The sequence below is a fragment of the Nocardioides sp. PD653-B2 genome, from assembly GCF_002117935.1.
Taxonomy (GTDB): Bacteria; Actinomycetota; Actinomycetes; order Propionibacteriales; family Nocardioidaceae; genus Nocardioides.
This window is the reverse complement of sequence record NZ_BDJE01000010.1, coordinates 113,745-130,376: the sequence shown is the minus strand read 5'-3', so window position 1 is coordinate 130,376 and position 16,632 is coordinate 113,745. Positions and strand designations below refer to the sequence as shown.

Sequence of the window (16,632 nt, the reverse complement as noted above, 5' to 3'; positions counted from 1 at the left end):
GACCACCTCGGCACCGAACCCGTCCGTCAGGTCGAGCACCTCCGCCACCTGCTTGCCCTCCGCCACCACGCCGTGGTCGGCGCCGATCGAGAGCGCGAGCTCGAGCGCCTCGGGGTTGCGGTCGACGACGATCAGCTCCGCGGGGCTGAGCGCCTTCAGGACCTGGATGCCGATGTGGCCCAGGCCGCCGGCACCGATGACGACGCACCGGTCGCGCGGGGTCAGGCGGCGGGCCGCCTTCGCGGCCGCGTGGTACGCCGTGAGCCCGGCGTCGGCGAGCGCCGCCACGTCGGCGGGCTCGAGCGAGTCGTCGAGCCGTACGACGGAGCGTGCTGAGGTCTTGAGGTACTCGGCGTAGCCGCCGTCGGTGTCGATGCCCGGGAACTGGCTCGACTCGCAGTGCACGTCGTCGCCCGAGCGACAGGCGCGGCAGAGCCCGCAGGTGATGAGGGGGTGCACGATGACCTTGTCGCCCTCGCGCACGTGGGTGACGGCGCTGCCGACGGAGTGCACCCACCCGGCGTTCTCGTGGCCGATCGTGTACGGCAGCTGGACCTGGGACTTCTCGGCCCACTGCCCCTCGAGGATGTGCAGGTCGGTGCGGCAGACACCGGCGCCGCCGATGCGGACGACGACGTCCCACGGGCCGGTCGCCTCGGGCACCGGCAGGTCCCTCATCTCGAGGTTCTGGTGGTACCCGACGACCTGGACGGCTCGCATCGTGCTCATGACGTGTGCTCCTTGATGTCGCTGAGGGGGACGAAGGTGGGCTCGTCGGGGTAGCGGGTGCCGAGCAGGCCCCGGCAGAAGTGGGCGTTGCCGTCGATCGAGATCCGGGTGGACCGGGCCCGGCGCAGCGCCATCGGCACGTCGTCGGGTGCTCGGCCCTCGTGGTCGACCAGGACGAGCGCGTCGGCGGAGTCCGGCAGCCCGAGCGTCGTACGACGCCGGCGCAGTGCCTCGGCGTGCTCGTCGGCCGGCAGGTCACCGAGCCGGACCGATCCGACCGCTGCGACGTCGAGCTCGGGATCGGCGCGCAGCAACGCGGTCAGGCACCGCTCGATCGCCGCCGTGTGTGCCTTGCGCTGGAAGGTGAGTCGGAGCTCGTCGAGGTCCTCCTCCGCCTCGTGACGGAAGGTGCCGCGGTAGCCGGCGTCCGCGGCCAGCCCCCGGTTGATGATGTCGGAGTCGTGGTGGTCGTCCAGCTCGACCACCACGCGCCCGGACCACGGCAGCGCGACCAGCACGTCCTTGGCGTCGGAGGCCATCAGGTAGGCGAAGTTGGGTGCGCAGAACGACGTGGGGAGCCGCAGGTGGACCTCGACGTCGGAGCCGGAGACGGCCACGGACCGGACGAAGCCCAGGTCGGTGATGGGCTCGTCGAGCTCCGGGTCGATGACGACCCCGAGGGCGTCGTACGCCTCCCGCTGGCGCGGGGAGTGCGTGAGTACGGCGGTCATGTCACACCGACGCCAGGTCGGCACGCTCGGGCTGGCGGGGCCCGGTGGCGGTCTCGTCGGCATCGGGCAGCCGGAGCTCCGCGGGGACCTCGAGGTCGTACATCTTGGCCGCGTTGAGCCCGAGGATCTTCTTCTTCTGGTCCGTGGTCAGCGGTGCGTACTCCGACAGGTCCTCGGGGATCTGGAAGTCGACGAACGCCTCCACCAACCAGCGCGGGGTCCACAGCGCGTAGTCGGAGGAGAACTGGATGCGGTCCTCGCCGATCCAGTAGAGGAGCTCGCCGATGATCTGCGCGAAGTAGCGCGGGCGCGTGTGGATGAACGGCATCGCGACCGCCAGACCACCATGCACGTTGGGCTCCTGGGTGGCGATCCAGCAGAAGTCCTCCAGGCGGGGGAGGCCGCAGTGCTCGACGACGAAGTTGAGGTCGGTGAAGTCGGTCGCCACGTGGTCGACGTCGGCGACGTCGAAGGCGTCGCGGTCGAGGGGACGGATCGTCGGGCCCTTGTGGATGTGGATGTTGGTGATGCCGAGCTCGCCACACGCCTCGAGGTAGCGGTAGACCCACGGGTCGGTCAGCTTGTAGCCGCGGGAGGCCCCGTGCCACTCGGCGGTGTAGAGCTTCACGCCCTTGAGCCCGAACCGTTCGGCGTCGGCGTGCAGCTGCTCGAGGCCCTGCTCGCCGTTGCGCGGGTCGAAGTTGTGGTTGTAGGTCAGCTTCCCCGGGTTCGCCTGGGTGAGCGCGAACGCCTCCTCCGTCTGCCCGAAGCCGTTCACGTAGAACTCGCCGAGGTGTGCCGGTTGGAAGATGGCGTGGTCGACGTACCCGTCCTCGAACAGGTCCTTCATCAGCCGCTCGCCGCCCTGGTAGAGGTACTCCTCGTAGGTCCACTTCTCGGACTCGGGCGAGAGGTTGGCGTGGTAGTCGTAGAAGCAGTCGATGAACTGCTTGGCGTGGAGGTTGCGCTGGTTCTCCGGCCGCGCATCCCACAGCGCGATGTGGGCATCGACGATGAAGTAGCTCTCGCCGTCCTTGGTGTACATCCCTGAACCTCCGTCCGACCGTGACGGGCGTCACCGGTTGTCGGTGAACGTAGGCTCGCTCGGGGGCTGCGGAAGGGTCCGCGGTGTCTCAATGCGAGACGTTGCGCTGTCTCAATGTGAGACGGCGCCCCCGGCGCCGCCACCACCGGCCGGTTGTAACGTGGGTCACAGCTCACGGCTGGAGGTGCGCATGGACGAGTACGCCGTCCCGGCCCGCGCCCGGGTCCACGACGCCCCGCTCGGGACCGTGCCCCGTCGCCTGATGGCGTCCTGGCGCCGCAGCGAGGACTACGGGGTCCCGCTCGAGGAGATCCAGCCCGTCTTCAACGGCACCTTCGACGACGAGTCGCTCTTCTTCCAGTGCGGTCGCGAGGTCCTCGCGGACCTCCACCGCACCCTTGCCTCCGAGCCGGTCAGCCTCATGCTGACCGACGCCGACGGGCTCCTGCTCAACCGGCTCAGTGGTGACCACTCGCTCCTGCGCGCGCTCGACGCCGTCCACCTGGCGCCGGGCTTCTCGTACTCCGAGCGCGAGGCCGGGACCAACGGGCTCGGGCTGGCCCTCGCCGACCGGTCACCGACGGTCGTGAAGGCGGAGCAGCACTACGCGCTGAGCCTGTGCACCTACACCTGCGCAGCCGCCCCGGTGATCGACCCCGTGACGGGTCGCCTCGAGGGCGCGGTGAACCTGACGACCTGGTCGAAGTCGTCCAGCGAGCTGCTGCTCGCCCTCGCCCAGTCGGCAGCCAGGGCGACCGCCAGCCTGATGCTCGCTCGCGCCCAGGGGCACCGGCCGCGGCCCGCCCCGCGGGGCGAGGTGTTCCGGGTCGAGGCGCCCCGCCTCGAGCCGGGCGCCGGCACCGACGTCGAGCTCTCCGCTGCCTGGGTCGAGGCGCTGGGCCTGGCCGTGGACGGACTGGCCGCCGGCCGGGTCGTCGCCGCCCTCGGTGAGTCGGGCAGCGGCCGGTCCACCCTGCTCGCGCAGGCCGAGCGTCGCGTGCGTCCGCGCGACCGCATCCTCGCCGCGAGCGCTCCGGCGCCGCAGGACGTCGAGGCCTGGCTCTCGTTGTGGACACCGGAGCTGACCAAGCCCCACACGGGGATCGTGATGCGTGACGTCGACGCCCTCCCCGTCTGGGCCGCGGAGCAGCTCCGCGACCTCATCCAGGCGGCGCACGGCGTGCCCGTGTCGATGACCGCCGAGCGGTTCGAGGACATCCCGGCCCCGCTCGCGCTGCTCGTCGAGTCGGTGGTCCCCGTCCCCGCCCTGCGGGACCGCCCGTCGGACATCCTTCCGCTCGCCCGACACATCGCCCGCCGACTGCGAGGACGGGATGTCGCCTTCACGGCGGCGGCCGATCGCGCGCTGGGTGATCACTCCTGGCGCGGCAACGTCGAGGAGCTCGTCCAGGTCGTGCGCCACGCCGTCAACCACGCCGACGTCATCGATGTCCGGCACCTCTCACCCACCGTCCTCGCCGGGTCGTCGCGGCGGCTCTCCCGCATCGAGGCTTTCGAGCGGGACGAGATCATCCGGGTCCTGACCCACTCGGCGACGTCGATGAAAGACGCAGCCGACGAGCTGGGCATGAGCCGCGCCACGGTCTACCGCAAGATCGCCCAGTACGACATCCACATCCCCAAGGGGTGAGGGGGCCGGGCTCCGGCGGACGGCCCACCTGCTGGACGCGGGAGGTGAACGTCGCGACGTCGGGTGATGCCGTGGCCTATCGTGTGGCACCGCGCGGATCGATGACCCGAAATGGTCACACGAGCGCTCTACGCGATGGGGAGATTGTGACTGAATCGGCAGGCAGTGCGGAGCCCAAGCACCCGATCGGGTCGGTCGACAACGCGATCAGGCTCTTGCTGCTCCTGCGGGACCGTCCCTCGATACGGGTGTCGGAGGCGAGCGAGGAGCTGGGGGTGGCGCAGTCCACCGCGCACCGGCTGCTTGCCATGTTCGAGCACTACGGCCTGGTCCAGAAGAACGCCCAGGCCAAGAGCTACGCGCCCGGCCCCACGTTGTTGACGCTGGGACTCTCGGTCGTGCGCCACGACCTGCGCGCCCAGTTGCGCCCGATCATCCGCTCCTTGGTCGAGCTGGCGGACGAGACCTGCAGCATGCTGGCCCTGGAAGGGGTCGACACGATCTTCCTCGACGCCGTCGAGTGCGACCGGCCCGTTCGTACGACGTCGCGGGTCGGGCTGGTGCGGCCGGCGAACTGCACATCCGGCGGGAAGGCGCTCCTGGCCGAGCTCTCGACCGAGGAGATCCTGCGTCGCTATCCGCGCGAGGAGATCCCCGGGGTGACCGAGTTCTCGATTCGCTCCCGGACCGCGCTCCTCGCGGAGCTCGCACACATCCGGGAGATCGGGTACGCGGTCGGCAACCGTGAGAACGAGCCGGACATCTGGGCGATCGCGCGCGTCGTGCACGCCCCCGACGGCACGGGGGTCTGCGCCCTGTCCCTTTCGTGCCCGGTCCAGCGCCACACCCCGGAGAAAGAGGCCGAGCTGGCGGCCCTGCTCGCGGGGGCGGTCGCCCGAGCGGAGGCGCTGAGCAGGTAATTCCGCTGTGAAGAATGCACATTCTTGACAATGACGTGACGTCCGTTACTCTTCTCCAGAATCCTAGTTCTGCGGTACGGAAGATGGGCAGGGAACTCGATGTCACACGGGACCGCTCCTCGCGTGAGTGAGGCAAGGCCTCTCGCCGGCAGCTCCGTACGCAGGCACGACGGCGACGCCTACGTGTCGGGTCGGATCGGCTACACCGACGACCTGAGCCTCCCGGGCACCGCCCACGTGGTCCTCGTGCGCAGCGACGTCCCGCACGCCCGCATCACCGTCGACGTCCGGGACGCGTCGACCCGTCCCGGCGTGCTCACCGTCGCCACCGGACGTTCCCTCGCCGGGGAGTACGGGCCGATCCCGAACGCGATGGACCCGGTCCCGACGGGCGGCCAGCCGCTGGAGATCCACGTCCTGCCGGTCGACAAGGTCGTGTACGTCGGTCAGCCGGTCGCGGCCGTCGTGGCCGAGTCACTGGCGCAGGCGCTCGCCGCTGCGGCTGACGTCAAGGTCCACTACGAACCACTTCCGCACGTGATGGACCCCGAAGCAGCGCTCGCCGCCGACGCCCCGCTGCTCTACGAGAGCTGGGGCTCCAACGTGATGCTGTCGGGCACTGTCGGTAGTGGTGATGTGGAGGCGGCCGCTGCTCGCTCGGCCGGCGTCATCCACGGCACCCTGCGCACCGGCCGCGGTGCCCCGGCTCCCCTGGAACCCCGTGCCTACTGTGCCGACTGGGACGCGCGGACCCGGCGGCTCACCTGGTACGGCACGACCCAGGCCCCGCATCCGCTGCGCCACACGATCGCCGAGTTCCTCGGCCTGCGCGAACGCGACGTGCGTGTGGTGGCGCCCCCGGTCGGCGGATCCTTCGGGTTCAAGAACTTCGGCCACCCCGAGGAGTACCTCGTGTGCGTCCTCGCCGTCGCGCTCGCACGTCCTGTCCAGTGGACCGAGGACCGGGCGAGCACCCTGCGATACGGCGCCCGCGACTCGCGTCTCGCCTACACGGCGTCGTACGACGACGACGGTCGCGTCACGTCGGTGGCATGCGACATGGTCGCCAACCACGGCGCTGCCTCCGCGACCGGCGCGTTCGGCATGGCGTTCGCGGGCTCCCTGGCGATGCCCAGCGGGTACCAGGTCCCCGACTTCCGCTGTGACTACCGGGTCGTGGTGACCAACAAGGGCCCCTGGAGCCCGTTGCGTCCGTTCGGCAAGGAGGCCGGTGTCCTGCTGATGGAGACCGTCATGGACGCCGTCGCCCGGCGCACCGGGCTCGACCCGCTCGAGGTGCGGCGGCGCAACTGGGTCAAGGCCGACCAGTTCCCCTACGTCACCACCACCGGGCTCGAGCTCGACAGCGGCGACTACGAAGGGCTGCTCGACAAGGCGCTGACCGTCCTGGACTACGCGGCGTTCCGCGAGGAGCAGGCGCGGGCCCGTGGGCAGGGCCGCTACCTGGGCCTGGGTGTCGGGTTCGAGGTCCTGCCCGAAGGAGCCGACATCCCCGGCGCACTGATCGGCGCCTCGGACATCTCCACGGTGCGGATGAGCCCGTCCGGCGACGTCACCGTCCTGACCGGCGTAACCAGCCCGGGCAACGGCAACGACACCGCGATCATGCAGATCGTCGCTGACCGGCTGGGGGTCGCGATGGACTCCGTCTCGATCGTGCAGGGCGACACCGACATCTGCCCGTTCGGCTTCGGCAACGTCAGCAGCCGGGGCATCCTCACCGGCGGCGGTTCGGCCGCCCTTGCTGCCGACGACGTCGCCGCGAAGCTGCGCCAGGTGGCCGCGTCGATGCTCCACGTCGACGACGCCGAGCGCCTCGTCCTGCGCGACGGCTTCGTGTCGGTCGACGGTGACCTCGAGCAGGCGCTGCCGATCGCGGTCGTCGCCCATGCGTTGTACACGGTCGGCTACATCGTGGCCCCGGACGTCGAGCCGACGCTCGAGTCGACCCGGACCTTCCGGATGCGCAACATCCGGCACCACGCGGACGACGACGGGAAGATCATGCCGTTCTCGACGTTCTCCAACGGCATCTACCTGTCGGTCGTCGAGGTCGACATCGACACCGGGGTCGTCGACATCCTGCGGCACGTGATGGTCCACGACTGCGGGGTGATGATCAACCCGCGGTTCGTGACCGGCCAGTTCACCGGTGGCGTGGTCAACGGCATCGGCGCTGCCCTGACCGAGGAGGTCCTCCACGACCCCGACGGGCGGCAGCTGAGCACCGGATTCAAGACGTTCCTGCTACCGCGGGCCTCCGACGTCCCGGCGTTCGAGATCCAGCACCAGGTGACGCCCAGCCCGTTCACCCCGCTCGGCACCAAGGGTGCCGGCGAGGGAGGCGTGGCCTGCACGATGGCGTCGCTGCTCAACGCCGTGAACGACGCACTGAGCCCGCTGGGCGCCAGCATCACCGAGCTGCCGGCGGTGCCGCACCGGGTCCTGGCCGCGATCGGGGGTGGGCAGCGATGATCGCCCAGCCCTTCGTCTACCACGCACCGACGAGCGTCGCCGAGGCCATCGAGATCCTGGCCGAGAACCCGGGGACCTCCCGGGTGATCGGCGGCGGCACCTGGGTGGTGCCGGAGTGCAACCGGGACGAGTCCCGGCCCGCCGCCCTGGTCGACCTGCGCCGGGCGGGGCTCAGCGGGATCGACGTCGTCGACGGCGTCGTCTGCGTCGGGGCCACCGCCACCTACTCCGCGGTGATGTCCTCGCCGGACGTCGCCCGTCACCTCCCCCTGCTCGCGGCGATGGCGAGCGGCATCACCGGAGGCCGGCAGATCCAGTCACAGGGCACCGTCGGCGGCTCCGTCGTGGCGGCGCGGCCGTCCTCGGATGCACCAGCTGCCGTGGCCGCCCTGGACGCCACGCTCGTCGTCGCCGGCCCGGACGGCGAGCGCCGGGTCACGGGGACCGGGATGTTCGCCGACGCCTCGACCTCGTGCCTGCGTGAGGGGGAGATCCTCACCCGCCTCGAGTTCACCGTGCGGCCTGCCGCCCGATGGGGCTACTACAAGCTGAAGCGCTCGGCGAGCAGCTGGCCGATCGCCACCGCCGCCTGCGTCCTCGGCGAGCAGCCTCGCCTCGTCCTCGGTGGTGTCAGCGCGACCCCCGTGCACGTGGACCTGGGTTCGGTCCTGGCCGGACGGCCGCTGACGCCCGACACGATCGAGGAGGCCGTACGCCGGGCCGCCGACTCGGTCTCCACGCCGTGGGAGGACGAGCTGGCCCCTGCCACCTACCGCTCGGCCGTTGCCGGACCGGTCGCCCGCCGCGCCCTCGAGATGGCCGCGCACCAGGAGGAGTCATGAGCACCACCGAGCACGACCACAGCACCACCACCCGGCTCTCGCTGAACCTGGACGGCACCGACCGGACGGCCGACGTCGACCCCCGGTCGCTCCTGGTCGAGGCGCTCCGCGACGACTTCGGCGTCACCGCCCCGAAGATCGGCTGCGCGACCGGCGACTGCGGCGCGTGCACGAGCCGCGTCGACGGTCAGATCACCAAGACCTGTCTGCGGCTGGCGGTGTCGGCCGAGGGCAGCCAGATCGTGACCACCCAGGGCCTGGCCGAGGACGGTGAGCTGGACGTCGTCCAGCAGGCGTTCTGGGACGAGCAGGCCTTCCAGTGCGGTTTCTGTCTCTCGGGAATGATCTTCGCGGCCTCCGAGCTGCTCGCGGAGAATCCCGACCCCAGCGAGCAGGACATTCGCTGGGCGATCAGCGGCAACCTCTGCCGTTGCACGGGCTACGAGGCCATCGTCGCCGCCGTACGCACCGCCGCAGCCCGACAGCGGGAGATCCCCCAGCGCGGCTGACGCAGCACCAGCTCTGACAGCGAACACGCCGGACTCGGTCCCGGCGGGCTCCTGCCTGCCCAGAACTCGGGGTCACCGGGCAACTACCCGACCCATCGACAGACCAAGGATGAACATGAACAAGCGTTTCCTGCTCGCGAGCATGGCCCTCACCAGTGCGCTCGCCCTCTCGGCCTGCGGCAGCGACTCCGGCTCGGAGTCCGCGTCCGGCGGGTCCACCGAACCCAAGCCCGTCGCGTACGACGGCCCGGCGAAGGACCTGCCCGAGAACTTCCCCGTTCCGGAGTCGACCGGCGACGACTTCACGATCGGCTACCTCCAGATCTACGGCGCCCTGCCGACGCTCGCCGTGCAGCAGCGCGGTGCCGAGGACCGGGCCGAGGAGCTCGGTGTCGAGCTGATCGTGAAGGACGCCGAGCTGAACCCGCAGAAGCAGGTCTCGCAGTTCGACGAGCTGCTCGCCGAGGGCGTGGACGCCATCATCGTGTACCCCGTCGTGCCCGAGTCCCTCGGACCCGCACTGGCCGACGCCAAGGCGGCCGGCATCCCCGTCATCGCCACCAACGCCCGCCCGGACGTGAGCAAGCCGCTCGGCGAAGGCTACGAGGTCGACCTCGAGGCGCCGATCGACCGGGAGGCCTACGCGATGGCCGAGTACGGCGCGTCGGAGCAGCCGGGCGGCTCGTTCGGCATCATCGGCAACGCCGCCCCGATCGCCGCTCTCAAGTACATGGCGGACCGCGAGCAGTACTGGGGCGAGCGGTTCGGCCTGGACTTCGTCGGGCTGGTCGACTCCAAGGAGGACACCGCTGCGGGCTACGGGCCCGCGGTGAGCGAGCTGCTCGCGAAGAACCCCGACATCGACCAGATCTGGGTGTACAACGACCTGGTCGCGCTCACCGCGGCCACGGTCGTCAAGTCCTCCGGCAGGGACGACGTGAAGATCATCGCGAACTCCGGCACCGGCGAGGCAGTCATGGAGGCGATCAAGGCCGGGGACATCGCCATGTCGTACCAGGTCCCGTGGGCGGAGCAGGGCACGGCGCTCGTGAACGCTGCCTACAGCTCCGTGACCGGTCAGCACCTGCCGCTGCCGGAGACGGTCTCGCTCCTGGGCACCGCCATCACGGCCGACAACGTCGACGACGCGACCCCCACCGAGTGACGACGTGACCGGCATGGGAGACGCCACCGGGCCGCCGCTGCTGGAGCTCCGGGGGGTGCAGAAGAGCTTCGGCCCCACGCGGGCACTCAAGGATGCGAACCTGAGCATCCCGGCGCCCGGGGTCGTGCACGCCCTCATCGGCGAGAACGGCAGCGGGAAGTCGACCCTGCTGGGCGTCCTCTCGGGCCAGACCCGGCACGACGCGGGGACCGTCCGGATCGAGGGGCACTCGGTCCGGTTCGGCAGCCCGGTGGCAGCCCTGCGGCACGGCATCGCGATGGTGTCGCAGGAGGTCGCTGTCGCGCCGGACCTCAGTGTGGCCGAGAACGTGCTTCTCGGTCGCGGACTGGTCCGCGGGCGGACCGGCGTGAGCCGGTCCGCCAGCAGGGCCAAGGCGCACGAGGTGCTGGAGCGGCTCGACTTCGACATCGACCCCGACGTCCGGGTCCGCCGGCTGCGCCCGGACCAACGGCAGATGGTCGAGATCGCGCGAGCGCTCACGGCCGACGCCAAGGTGCTGATCCTGGACGAGCCCACGAGCTCGCTCACCGACGACGAGGTCCAGGCACTGTTCGCGACGGTGCGCCGGCTCAAGGCACAGGGCGTCGCGATCATCTTCGTGTCTCACCGGATGCAGGAGCTCTTCGAGATCGCCGACGACATCACCGTCCTGCGCGACGGCGTGACGGTCGCGCAGGGTGGCGCCGGCTCCTTCACACCGGAGTCGCTCGTCGACGCCATGCTCGGGCAGGCGCCACCCGTGGACCAGGCGAACCGGCCCGAGCCGGCGTCTGCACCCACGGCCGCAGACCCGGTGGCGTTGCGCGTCGACGCGCTCACGGTCGCCGGCCTGGTCGAGGACTTCGATGTCACCCTGCGGCGCGGCGAGATCGTCGGGCTCGCCGGCCTCGTCGGCGCGGGCCGCAGTGAGGTGCTCGAGGCGATCTTCGGGGCTCGCGCCTTCGACGCCGGGTCGCTCGCGGTGGACGGGACGCCGTACCTCCCGCGCGGTCCGCGGCGCGCGATCCAACAGGGCCTCGCGTTCGTGCCTGCCGACCGGAAGACCGACGGCCTCGTCCTCGCCATGACCGGCGTCACGAACATGACGATGGTGGAGACGCACGACGCTCCCCGCCTGACGCCACCCGCTCGACGACGCGGAGCCGCGGCCGTCGCCAGACTGTGCACCGCCCTGCGAATCGCGCCGGGAGCCGTCGACGTGCCGACGGCCCGGCTGAGCGGCGGAAACCAACAGAAGGTGGCCGTGGCGAAGTGGCTGGTACGGCGGCCGAAGGTGCTGCTGCTCGACGAGCCCACCCGCGGCGTCGACGTGATGGCCAAGGCGGACATCCATCACGAGCTGCGTGCGACGGCGGCGGCGGGCACCGCGCTGCTCGTCAGCTCGTCGGAGATCAGCGAGCTGCTGTCCCTCTGCGACCGCGTGCTGGTGATGTTCCGCGGCCGCGTGGTCGCCGACGTCGCCGCGGCAGACACCCATGAGTCCGAGATCCTGAAACTGGCCGGAGGTCACCCGTCATGAGTTCCATCATCGGTCGAGCGTGGGCGGCGACGGCACAGTTCCGGCTGGTGCTCCTGCTCGTCGTCGGCATGTTCATCGTCTTCTCCGTCACCCAGCCCGCCTTCTCCACCAGCACCAACGTGCAGAACCTGGTGGCGAACTCCGCGCTCCTGTGGATCGTGGCGATGGGCATGACGTTCGTCCTCCTCTCGGGAGGCTTCGACCTCTCGGTCGGCGCGACCGCCACCCTGGTGGGGATCTTGATGGCCAAGCTCCTCGAGCTCGGCCTCCCGGGTCCTCTCGTGGTGGTGCTCTGCGTGCTGGCCGGAGCCGTGGTCGGCGGCCTCCTCAACGGCGTCCCCGTCGGCAAGATCGGCCTGTCCGTCTTCGTGGTCACGCTGGCGACCATGACGAGCCTGACCGGAGTGGTCAGCCTGTGGTCGGGCAGCAACTCGTTCCTGGTCACCGACCCCGTCGCGCGTTGGCTCGCGACCGAGCGGTTCCTCGGGCTGCCCATGCCGATCTGGATCATGGCCGCCGTCTTCCTCGTCGCGCTGTACGTGCAGAACCGGACCTACTTCGGCCGCGACATCTACGCCATCGGCGGCAGCCCGATCGCGGCCCGGCTCTCCGGCATCCACGTCCCGCGAACGCTGATCCTGGTGTACGCCCTCGCGGGTGCCTGTGCGGCGCTGGCCGGGACCATCGGCGTCGGCCGGGTCGGGGCCGCGGTGCCGACCGTGGACGGCACGCTGGCCCTGCAGGCGATCGCCGCGGTCCTGCTCGGCGGGACAGCGCTCACCGGAGGTCACGGAGGTGTCGGTGGCACCGCGCTCGGGGTGCTCTTCATCGCCGTCCTGCAGAACGGCCTCAGCCTCGCCGGCGTCGCGAGCGACTGGCAGAACGTCGTCACCGGCGTGATCCTCATCATCGCCGTGGCCGGTGACCGGTTCAGCTTCCGGAGCCAGCTGGCTCGCTTCCGGTCCTCGAGCACTCCAGGCCCGTCCGAACCGGACACGGCCCCCACCGTCGGCGCCCAGAAGGCTCCGTCCGCCAGCCCGGACAGCGACGTCCGCGGTTTCCCCCTCGACAACACCCTGTCGACATCTCCTGAAGGAACTCGTCCATGACAACTCGCGTGGTTTCCCTGATGGGCCACTCTCACTCCCCGCTGTGGGGGGTCACCCCGCCCTCGGCCCCGGAAGAGTCGGGCGCGGTCTTCGTCGACGGCACGCACCGTGCGTCGCGTGCCCTCGCCGACCTGGACGTCTCGGCCGTGGTCGTCTTCGGGCCTGACCACTTCCGTTTCGCCTTCTACGACCTGATGCCGCGATTCTGCATCGGCGTCCAGGAGGTCGTCGGAGCCGGTGACTACAACAGCCCGGGCGGCCCGCTGCCGGTCGCCGCCGACCTGGCCAGGTTCGTCCATGACTCGGTCTGCGAGGACGGGTTCGACCCCGCCCTGTCGCTGCGGATGAGCGTGGACCACGGGATCGCCCAGACCTACGGCGCGCTGTTCCCCGGTCTCGACGTCCCCCTGGTGCCGATCATGGTCAACACCAGCGCGCCGCCGCTGTGCACGGTCCGGCGCGCCTACGAGTTCGGCCTCGCCGTGGGGCGCGCCCTGGCCGACCACCCCGGCGACGAGCGGGTCGCCGTGGTCGGCTCCGGTGGGCTCTCCCACTGGCCACCTCGACTCGAGCCGACGGACCCCGCCCTCGGGGAGCGCGACCGGGACTTCCTGCTCGGCGACCGGGACCAGCTGACCGCGCGGGAGGAGGGCCGCCAGTCGCGGGTCGCCGCCATGGGGGAGGCCAACGGCAAGGTCAACGCGGTCTGGGACGAGTGGGTGCTCGACTGCATCCAGTCCGGCGACCTGGAGCCGCTGCTCGACCTCACCGAGGAGCAGATCGACGACAGCGGCGGCAACGGGGGACAGGAGATACGTACCTGGCTCGCTGCGGCGGGTGCCTACGTCGGCTCCGGCAACGACCTGGCAACGGCGTCGTTCGACCGGTCGTACGAGCCGGTGCCCCGGTGGATCACCGGTATGGGATCGCTCCTGGCGGTTGCCGGCGCGGCGCGCGAGACCGTGGGGGCCGGCCGATGAAGGACAAGGTCGTCCTGGTGACCGGCGGCGGCACCGGAATCGGTGCCGAGTGCGCCCTGCGCGCCGCGAAGCGCGGCGCCCGCGTGGTCGTGAACTACTCACGCTCGGCCGATGCCGCGCACGCGACCGCCGAGGCGATCACGGCGCTCGGCGCGGACGCGATGGCGCTGCAGGCCGACGTCTCGGACGAGCGATCGGTCCGTGCGATGGTCGGCGACGTCGAGCGGGCCTGGGGTCCGGTCGACGTGCTGGTCAACAACGCGGGCTACACGAGCTTCGTCGAGTTCAGCGACCTCGAGGCCATGACCGACGAGATCTGGCGCCGCACGCTCGACGTCAACCTGATGGGCACCTGGCACTGCAGCAAGGCCGTCGCGCCGGGGATGCGGATCGCGGGCGGATCCATCGTCAACATCTCGTCCGTCGGTGGCATCCGCGCCGACGGCAGCAGCATCGCCTACGTCGTCAGCAAGGCCGCGATCAACACCCTCACCGTGGCGCTCGCGCGGGCCCTGGCCCCGAACATCCGCGTCAACGCCGTGGCCGCCGGCTTCGTGCGGACCCGCTGGTGGGAGAAGGGCGGCGACTCGACCCCGGAGCAGGTCGACGCGCTCGCCGACGAGATGGCGGCGACCATGCCGCTCCAGCGCGTGGGCGAGCCGGAGGACATCGCGGACGCCGTCATGTGGTTCGCGGAGCACGCCCGCACCGTCACCGCCCAGACGCTCATCGTCGACTCCGGCCTCCATCTCGGCATGAAGGCCAAGGCCTTCTCGGACACCACCCAGGAGAACTCATGACCAGCAACACCCCCCAGGGATCGACCCAGGTGTTCGACGTCTCCGACGTCGACGCACTCGCCAAGCGCCACTCCAACTGGGGTCGATGGGGATCCGAGGACCAGATCGGGACGCTGAACCACCTCACCGACCAGCACCGCATGGCCGCGGTGGCCACGGTCCGGACCGGTGAAGTGATCAGCCTCGCGCTGCCGTTCGACGCGAACGGTCCGCAGACCGGTGCCTTCGGCCGGAACAACCCGGTCCACTACATGATGGCGACGGGCACCGACGCGCTGGCCGGAGCCCAGGACCACATGCCCACCACGCGGCATGCAGACGACGGCATCACCATGCCGCTGTCCTGCGGGACCCAGTGGGACGGCCTGTCCCACATCTTCTACGAAGGGAAGATGTACAACGGGCACTCTGCCGCGCTCGTCAGCAGCGACGGCGCGGCCCGCAACGGCGTGCAGAACATGCGCGACAAGGTCGTCGGCCGAGCGGTGCTCCTCGACATGCCACGGGCCTCGGGCCGCCCGTGGCTGGAGCCGGGCGAGGCGATCCTCCCCGAGACGCTGGACGCCGCCGCCGAGATGGCGGGCGTCTCGATCGGCACCGGGGACTTCGTCCTGATCCGCACCGGTCAGCTGGCGCAGGTGCGGGACCGCGGCTCCTGGGGTGACTACGCCGGCGGCGCTGCGCCCGGCCTCAGCATGACGACGGCGAGCTGGTTCGCCGAGCGCGAGGTCGCGGGCTACGCCACGGACACGTGGGGCACCGAGGTGCTCCCCAACGAGACGACGGACGTCTTCCAGCCGCTCCACATCATCATGCTCGTCCACATGGGCATGCTCATCGGCGAGATGTTCGATCTCGAGCACCTCGCCGAGCGGTGTGCCGCCGACGGGCGCTACGAGTTCATGCTCGTGGCGCCGCCGCTCCCCATCACGGGCGCAGTCGCGTCCCCGGTCAACCCGCTGGTGATCCGATGACCGACCCGACGACTGACGCGACGACCGATCCGACCACGGAGGAGACCGACGCCATGAGCGGCAAGCAGGGAAGTGTGTGGACCGGACTCGGACACCTGGAGCACCGGGTCTCCTACGTGACGGTCGGGCGGTGGCGCACCCGCGTGCTCGAGGCGGGCACCGGGGAGACCCTCGTGCTCATGCCCGGGACCGGCGGGCACCTCGAGGCGTACTCGCGCAACGTCGCGGCGCTGGCCGAGCACTTCCACGTGGTGGCCTACGACTACCCCGGCCACGGCTACACCACCCTGACCGAGCACGACCTCGAGCTGCCGGACTACCTCGAGCACCTGCTGGGCCTCCTCGACACGCTCGGCCTCGAGAAGGTCCACCTCAACGGCGAGTCGCTCGGGGGCTGGATCGCGGTCAAGTTCGCCGCCGAGCACCCCGAGCGTGTCCTCAAGGTCGTGCTCAACACGCCGGGCGGCACCATGGCCCGCCCTGAGGTGATGGCCCGGATCCGTGACCTGAGCCAGGCCGCAGCCGACGACCCGAGCCCCGAGCGGATCCGCGCCCGGCTGGAGTGGCTGATGGCCGACCCCGCCAGTGTCACCGACGAGCTGGTCGACATCCGGCGCCGGATCTACTCCCAGCCCGGGTTCTCCGAGTCGATGCGCCACATCCTGTGCCTGCAGGAGGAGGAGATCCGGCGTCGCAACCTGGTGACGGACGAGGAGCTGGCAGCCGTCGCGGCTCCGACGCTCGTCGTCTGGACCAGCGACGACCCCTCCGGTCCCGCGGCCGCGGGCATCGAGATGTCCAAGAAGATCTCCGACGCGCGGTTCGAGCTGATCGAGAACGCCGGTCACTGGCCGCAGTGGGAGCAGGCCGCGCACTTCAACGAGCTGGCGGTCTCCTTCCTGGTGGGTCGGTGACGACCGGCCCACGGCGTCGGTAGCCGCCCCCGTTCAGCGGCTGCCGGCTGCGCGGCTGCCACGGTCCACCTGACTGCCCGCAGCTCGGTCGGTGCCGCCGTCTCGGCGGCGGCACCGCGCCCGCACCGTCGGCCACCCCGGGCCTGCCTCGGAACTAACCCGTCTACGGGATGCCGGCCGAACTCATGCTCCACAGCATGGAAGTTCGGCGGACATCGAACGAAGGA

General features: G+C 70.7%; 15 protein-coding genes. 12 read left to right on the top strand and 3 right to left on the bottom strand.

The window, feature by feature from the left end:
* The 3 genes from PD653B2_RS04890 to PD653B2_RS04880 all read right to left on the bottom strand — a co-directional run.
* Nucleotides 1-729: alcohol dehydrogenase catalytic domain-containing protein (locus tag PD653B2_RS04890; protein WP_242665141.1), on the bottom strand; the 729-nt coding region annotated here is incomplete at its 3' end.
* A complete protein-coding gene (locus PD653B2_RS04885) occupies nt 726-1,460 on the bottom strand; it encodes an iron-sulfur cluster assembly protein (protein WP_085871206.1) in 735 nt (244 codons plus the stop codon). The genes PD653B2_RS04890 and PD653B2_RS04885, both read right to left, overlap by 4 nt.
* A 1-nt stretch (nt 1,461) precedes the next feature.
* Nucleotides 1,462-2,505, bottom strand: a complete 1,044-nt coding sequence (locus tag PD653B2_RS04880; RefSeq protein ID WP_085871205.1) for an amidohydrolase family protein — start codon at nt 2,503-2,505, stop codon at nt 1,462-1,464.
* A gap of 190 nt (nt 2,506-2,695) precedes the next feature.
* On the opposite strand from PD653B2_RS04880, the gene PD653B2_RS04875 reads away from it, so the two are divergent.
* The 12 genes from PD653B2_RS04875 (at nt 2,696) to PD653B2_RS04820 (ending at nt 16,405) form a co-directional block, all read left to right on the top strand.
* Entirely contained in the window at nt 2,696-4,156 is a 1,461-nt protein-coding gene (locus PD653B2_RS04875; protein ID WP_085871204.1) for a GAF domain-containing protein, read from the top strand.
* A 146-nt stretch (nt 4,157-4,302) separates the two neighbouring features.
* A complete protein-coding gene (locus PD653B2_RS04870; RefSeq protein WP_165763326.1) occupies nt 4,303-5,076 on the top strand; it encodes an IclR family transcriptional regulator in 774 nt (257 codons plus the stop codon).
* 123 nt (nt 5,077-5,199) lie between these two features.
* A complete protein-coding gene (locus PD653B2_RS04865) occupies nt 5,200-7,572 on the top strand; it encodes a xanthine dehydrogenase family protein molybdopterin-binding subunit (protein WP_165763325.1) in 2,373 nt (790 codons plus the stop codon).
* Nucleotides 7,569-8,414, top strand: a complete 846-nt coding sequence (locus PD653B2_RS04860) for an FAD binding domain-containing protein (RefSeq protein WP_085871201.1) — start codon at nt 7,569-7,571, stop codon at nt 8,412-8,414. Before PD653B2_RS04865 ends, PD653B2_RS04860 begins: the two co-directional genes overlap by 4 nt.
* Nucleotides 8,411-8,923, top strand: a complete 513-nt coding sequence (locus PD653B2_RS04855; protein ID WP_085871200.1) for a (2Fe-2S)-binding protein — start codon at nt 8,411-8,413, stop codon at nt 8,921-8,923. Before PD653B2_RS04860 ends, PD653B2_RS04855 begins: the two co-directional genes overlap by 4 nt.
* A 115-nt stretch (nt 8,924-9,038) precedes the next feature.
* Nucleotides 9,039-10,088: a sugar ABC transporter substrate-binding protein gene (locus tag PD653B2_RS04850; RefSeq protein WP_165763324.1), complete on the top strand. Its 1,050-nt coding sequence runs from the start codon at nt 9,039-9,041 to the stop codon at nt 10,086-10,088.
* A gap of 13 nt (nt 10,089-10,101) precedes the next feature.
* Nucleotides 10,102-11,628 (top strand): sugar ABC transporter ATP-binding protein, encoded by a 1,527-nt coding sequence (locus tag PD653B2_RS04845; RefSeq protein ID WP_242665143.1) that lies wholly within the window; start codon nt 10,102-10,104, stop codon nt 11,626-11,628.
* Nucleotides 11,625-12,737: an ABC transporter permease gene (locus PD653B2_RS04840; RefSeq protein WP_085871197.1), complete on the top strand. Its 1,113-nt coding sequence runs from the start codon at nt 11,625-11,627 to the stop codon at nt 12,735-12,737. The genes PD653B2_RS04845 and PD653B2_RS04840 overlap by 4 nt, the downstream gene beginning before the upstream one ends.
* Complete coding sequence (locus PD653B2_RS04835) at nt 12,734-13,717, top strand: hypothetical protein (RefSeq protein WP_085871196.1); 984 nt, start codon at nt 12,734-12,736, stop codon at nt 13,715-13,717. Before PD653B2_RS04840 ends, PD653B2_RS04835 begins: the two co-directional genes overlap by 4 nt.
* A complete protein-coding gene (locus PD653B2_RS04830) occupies nt 13,714-14,517 on the top strand; it encodes an SDR family NAD(P)-dependent oxidoreductase (protein WP_085871195.1) in 804 nt (267 codons plus the stop codon). The genes PD653B2_RS04835 and PD653B2_RS04830 overlap by 4 nt, the downstream gene beginning before the upstream one ends.
* Nucleotides 14,514-15,491 (top strand): cyclase family protein, encoded by a 978-nt coding sequence (locus PD653B2_RS04825; protein ID WP_085871194.1) that lies wholly within the window; start codon nt 14,514-14,516, stop codon nt 15,489-15,491. The genes PD653B2_RS04830 and PD653B2_RS04825 overlap by 4 nt, the downstream gene beginning before the upstream one ends.
* Nucleotides 15,488-16,405, top strand: a complete 918-nt coding sequence (locus tag PD653B2_RS04820) for an alpha/beta fold hydrolase (RefSeq protein ID WP_207559326.1) — start codon at nt 15,488-15,490, stop codon at nt 16,403-16,405. The genes PD653B2_RS04825 and PD653B2_RS04820 overlap by 4 nt, the downstream gene beginning before the upstream one ends.
* The last annotated feature ends 227 nt before the right edge of the window (nt 16,406-16,632 follow it).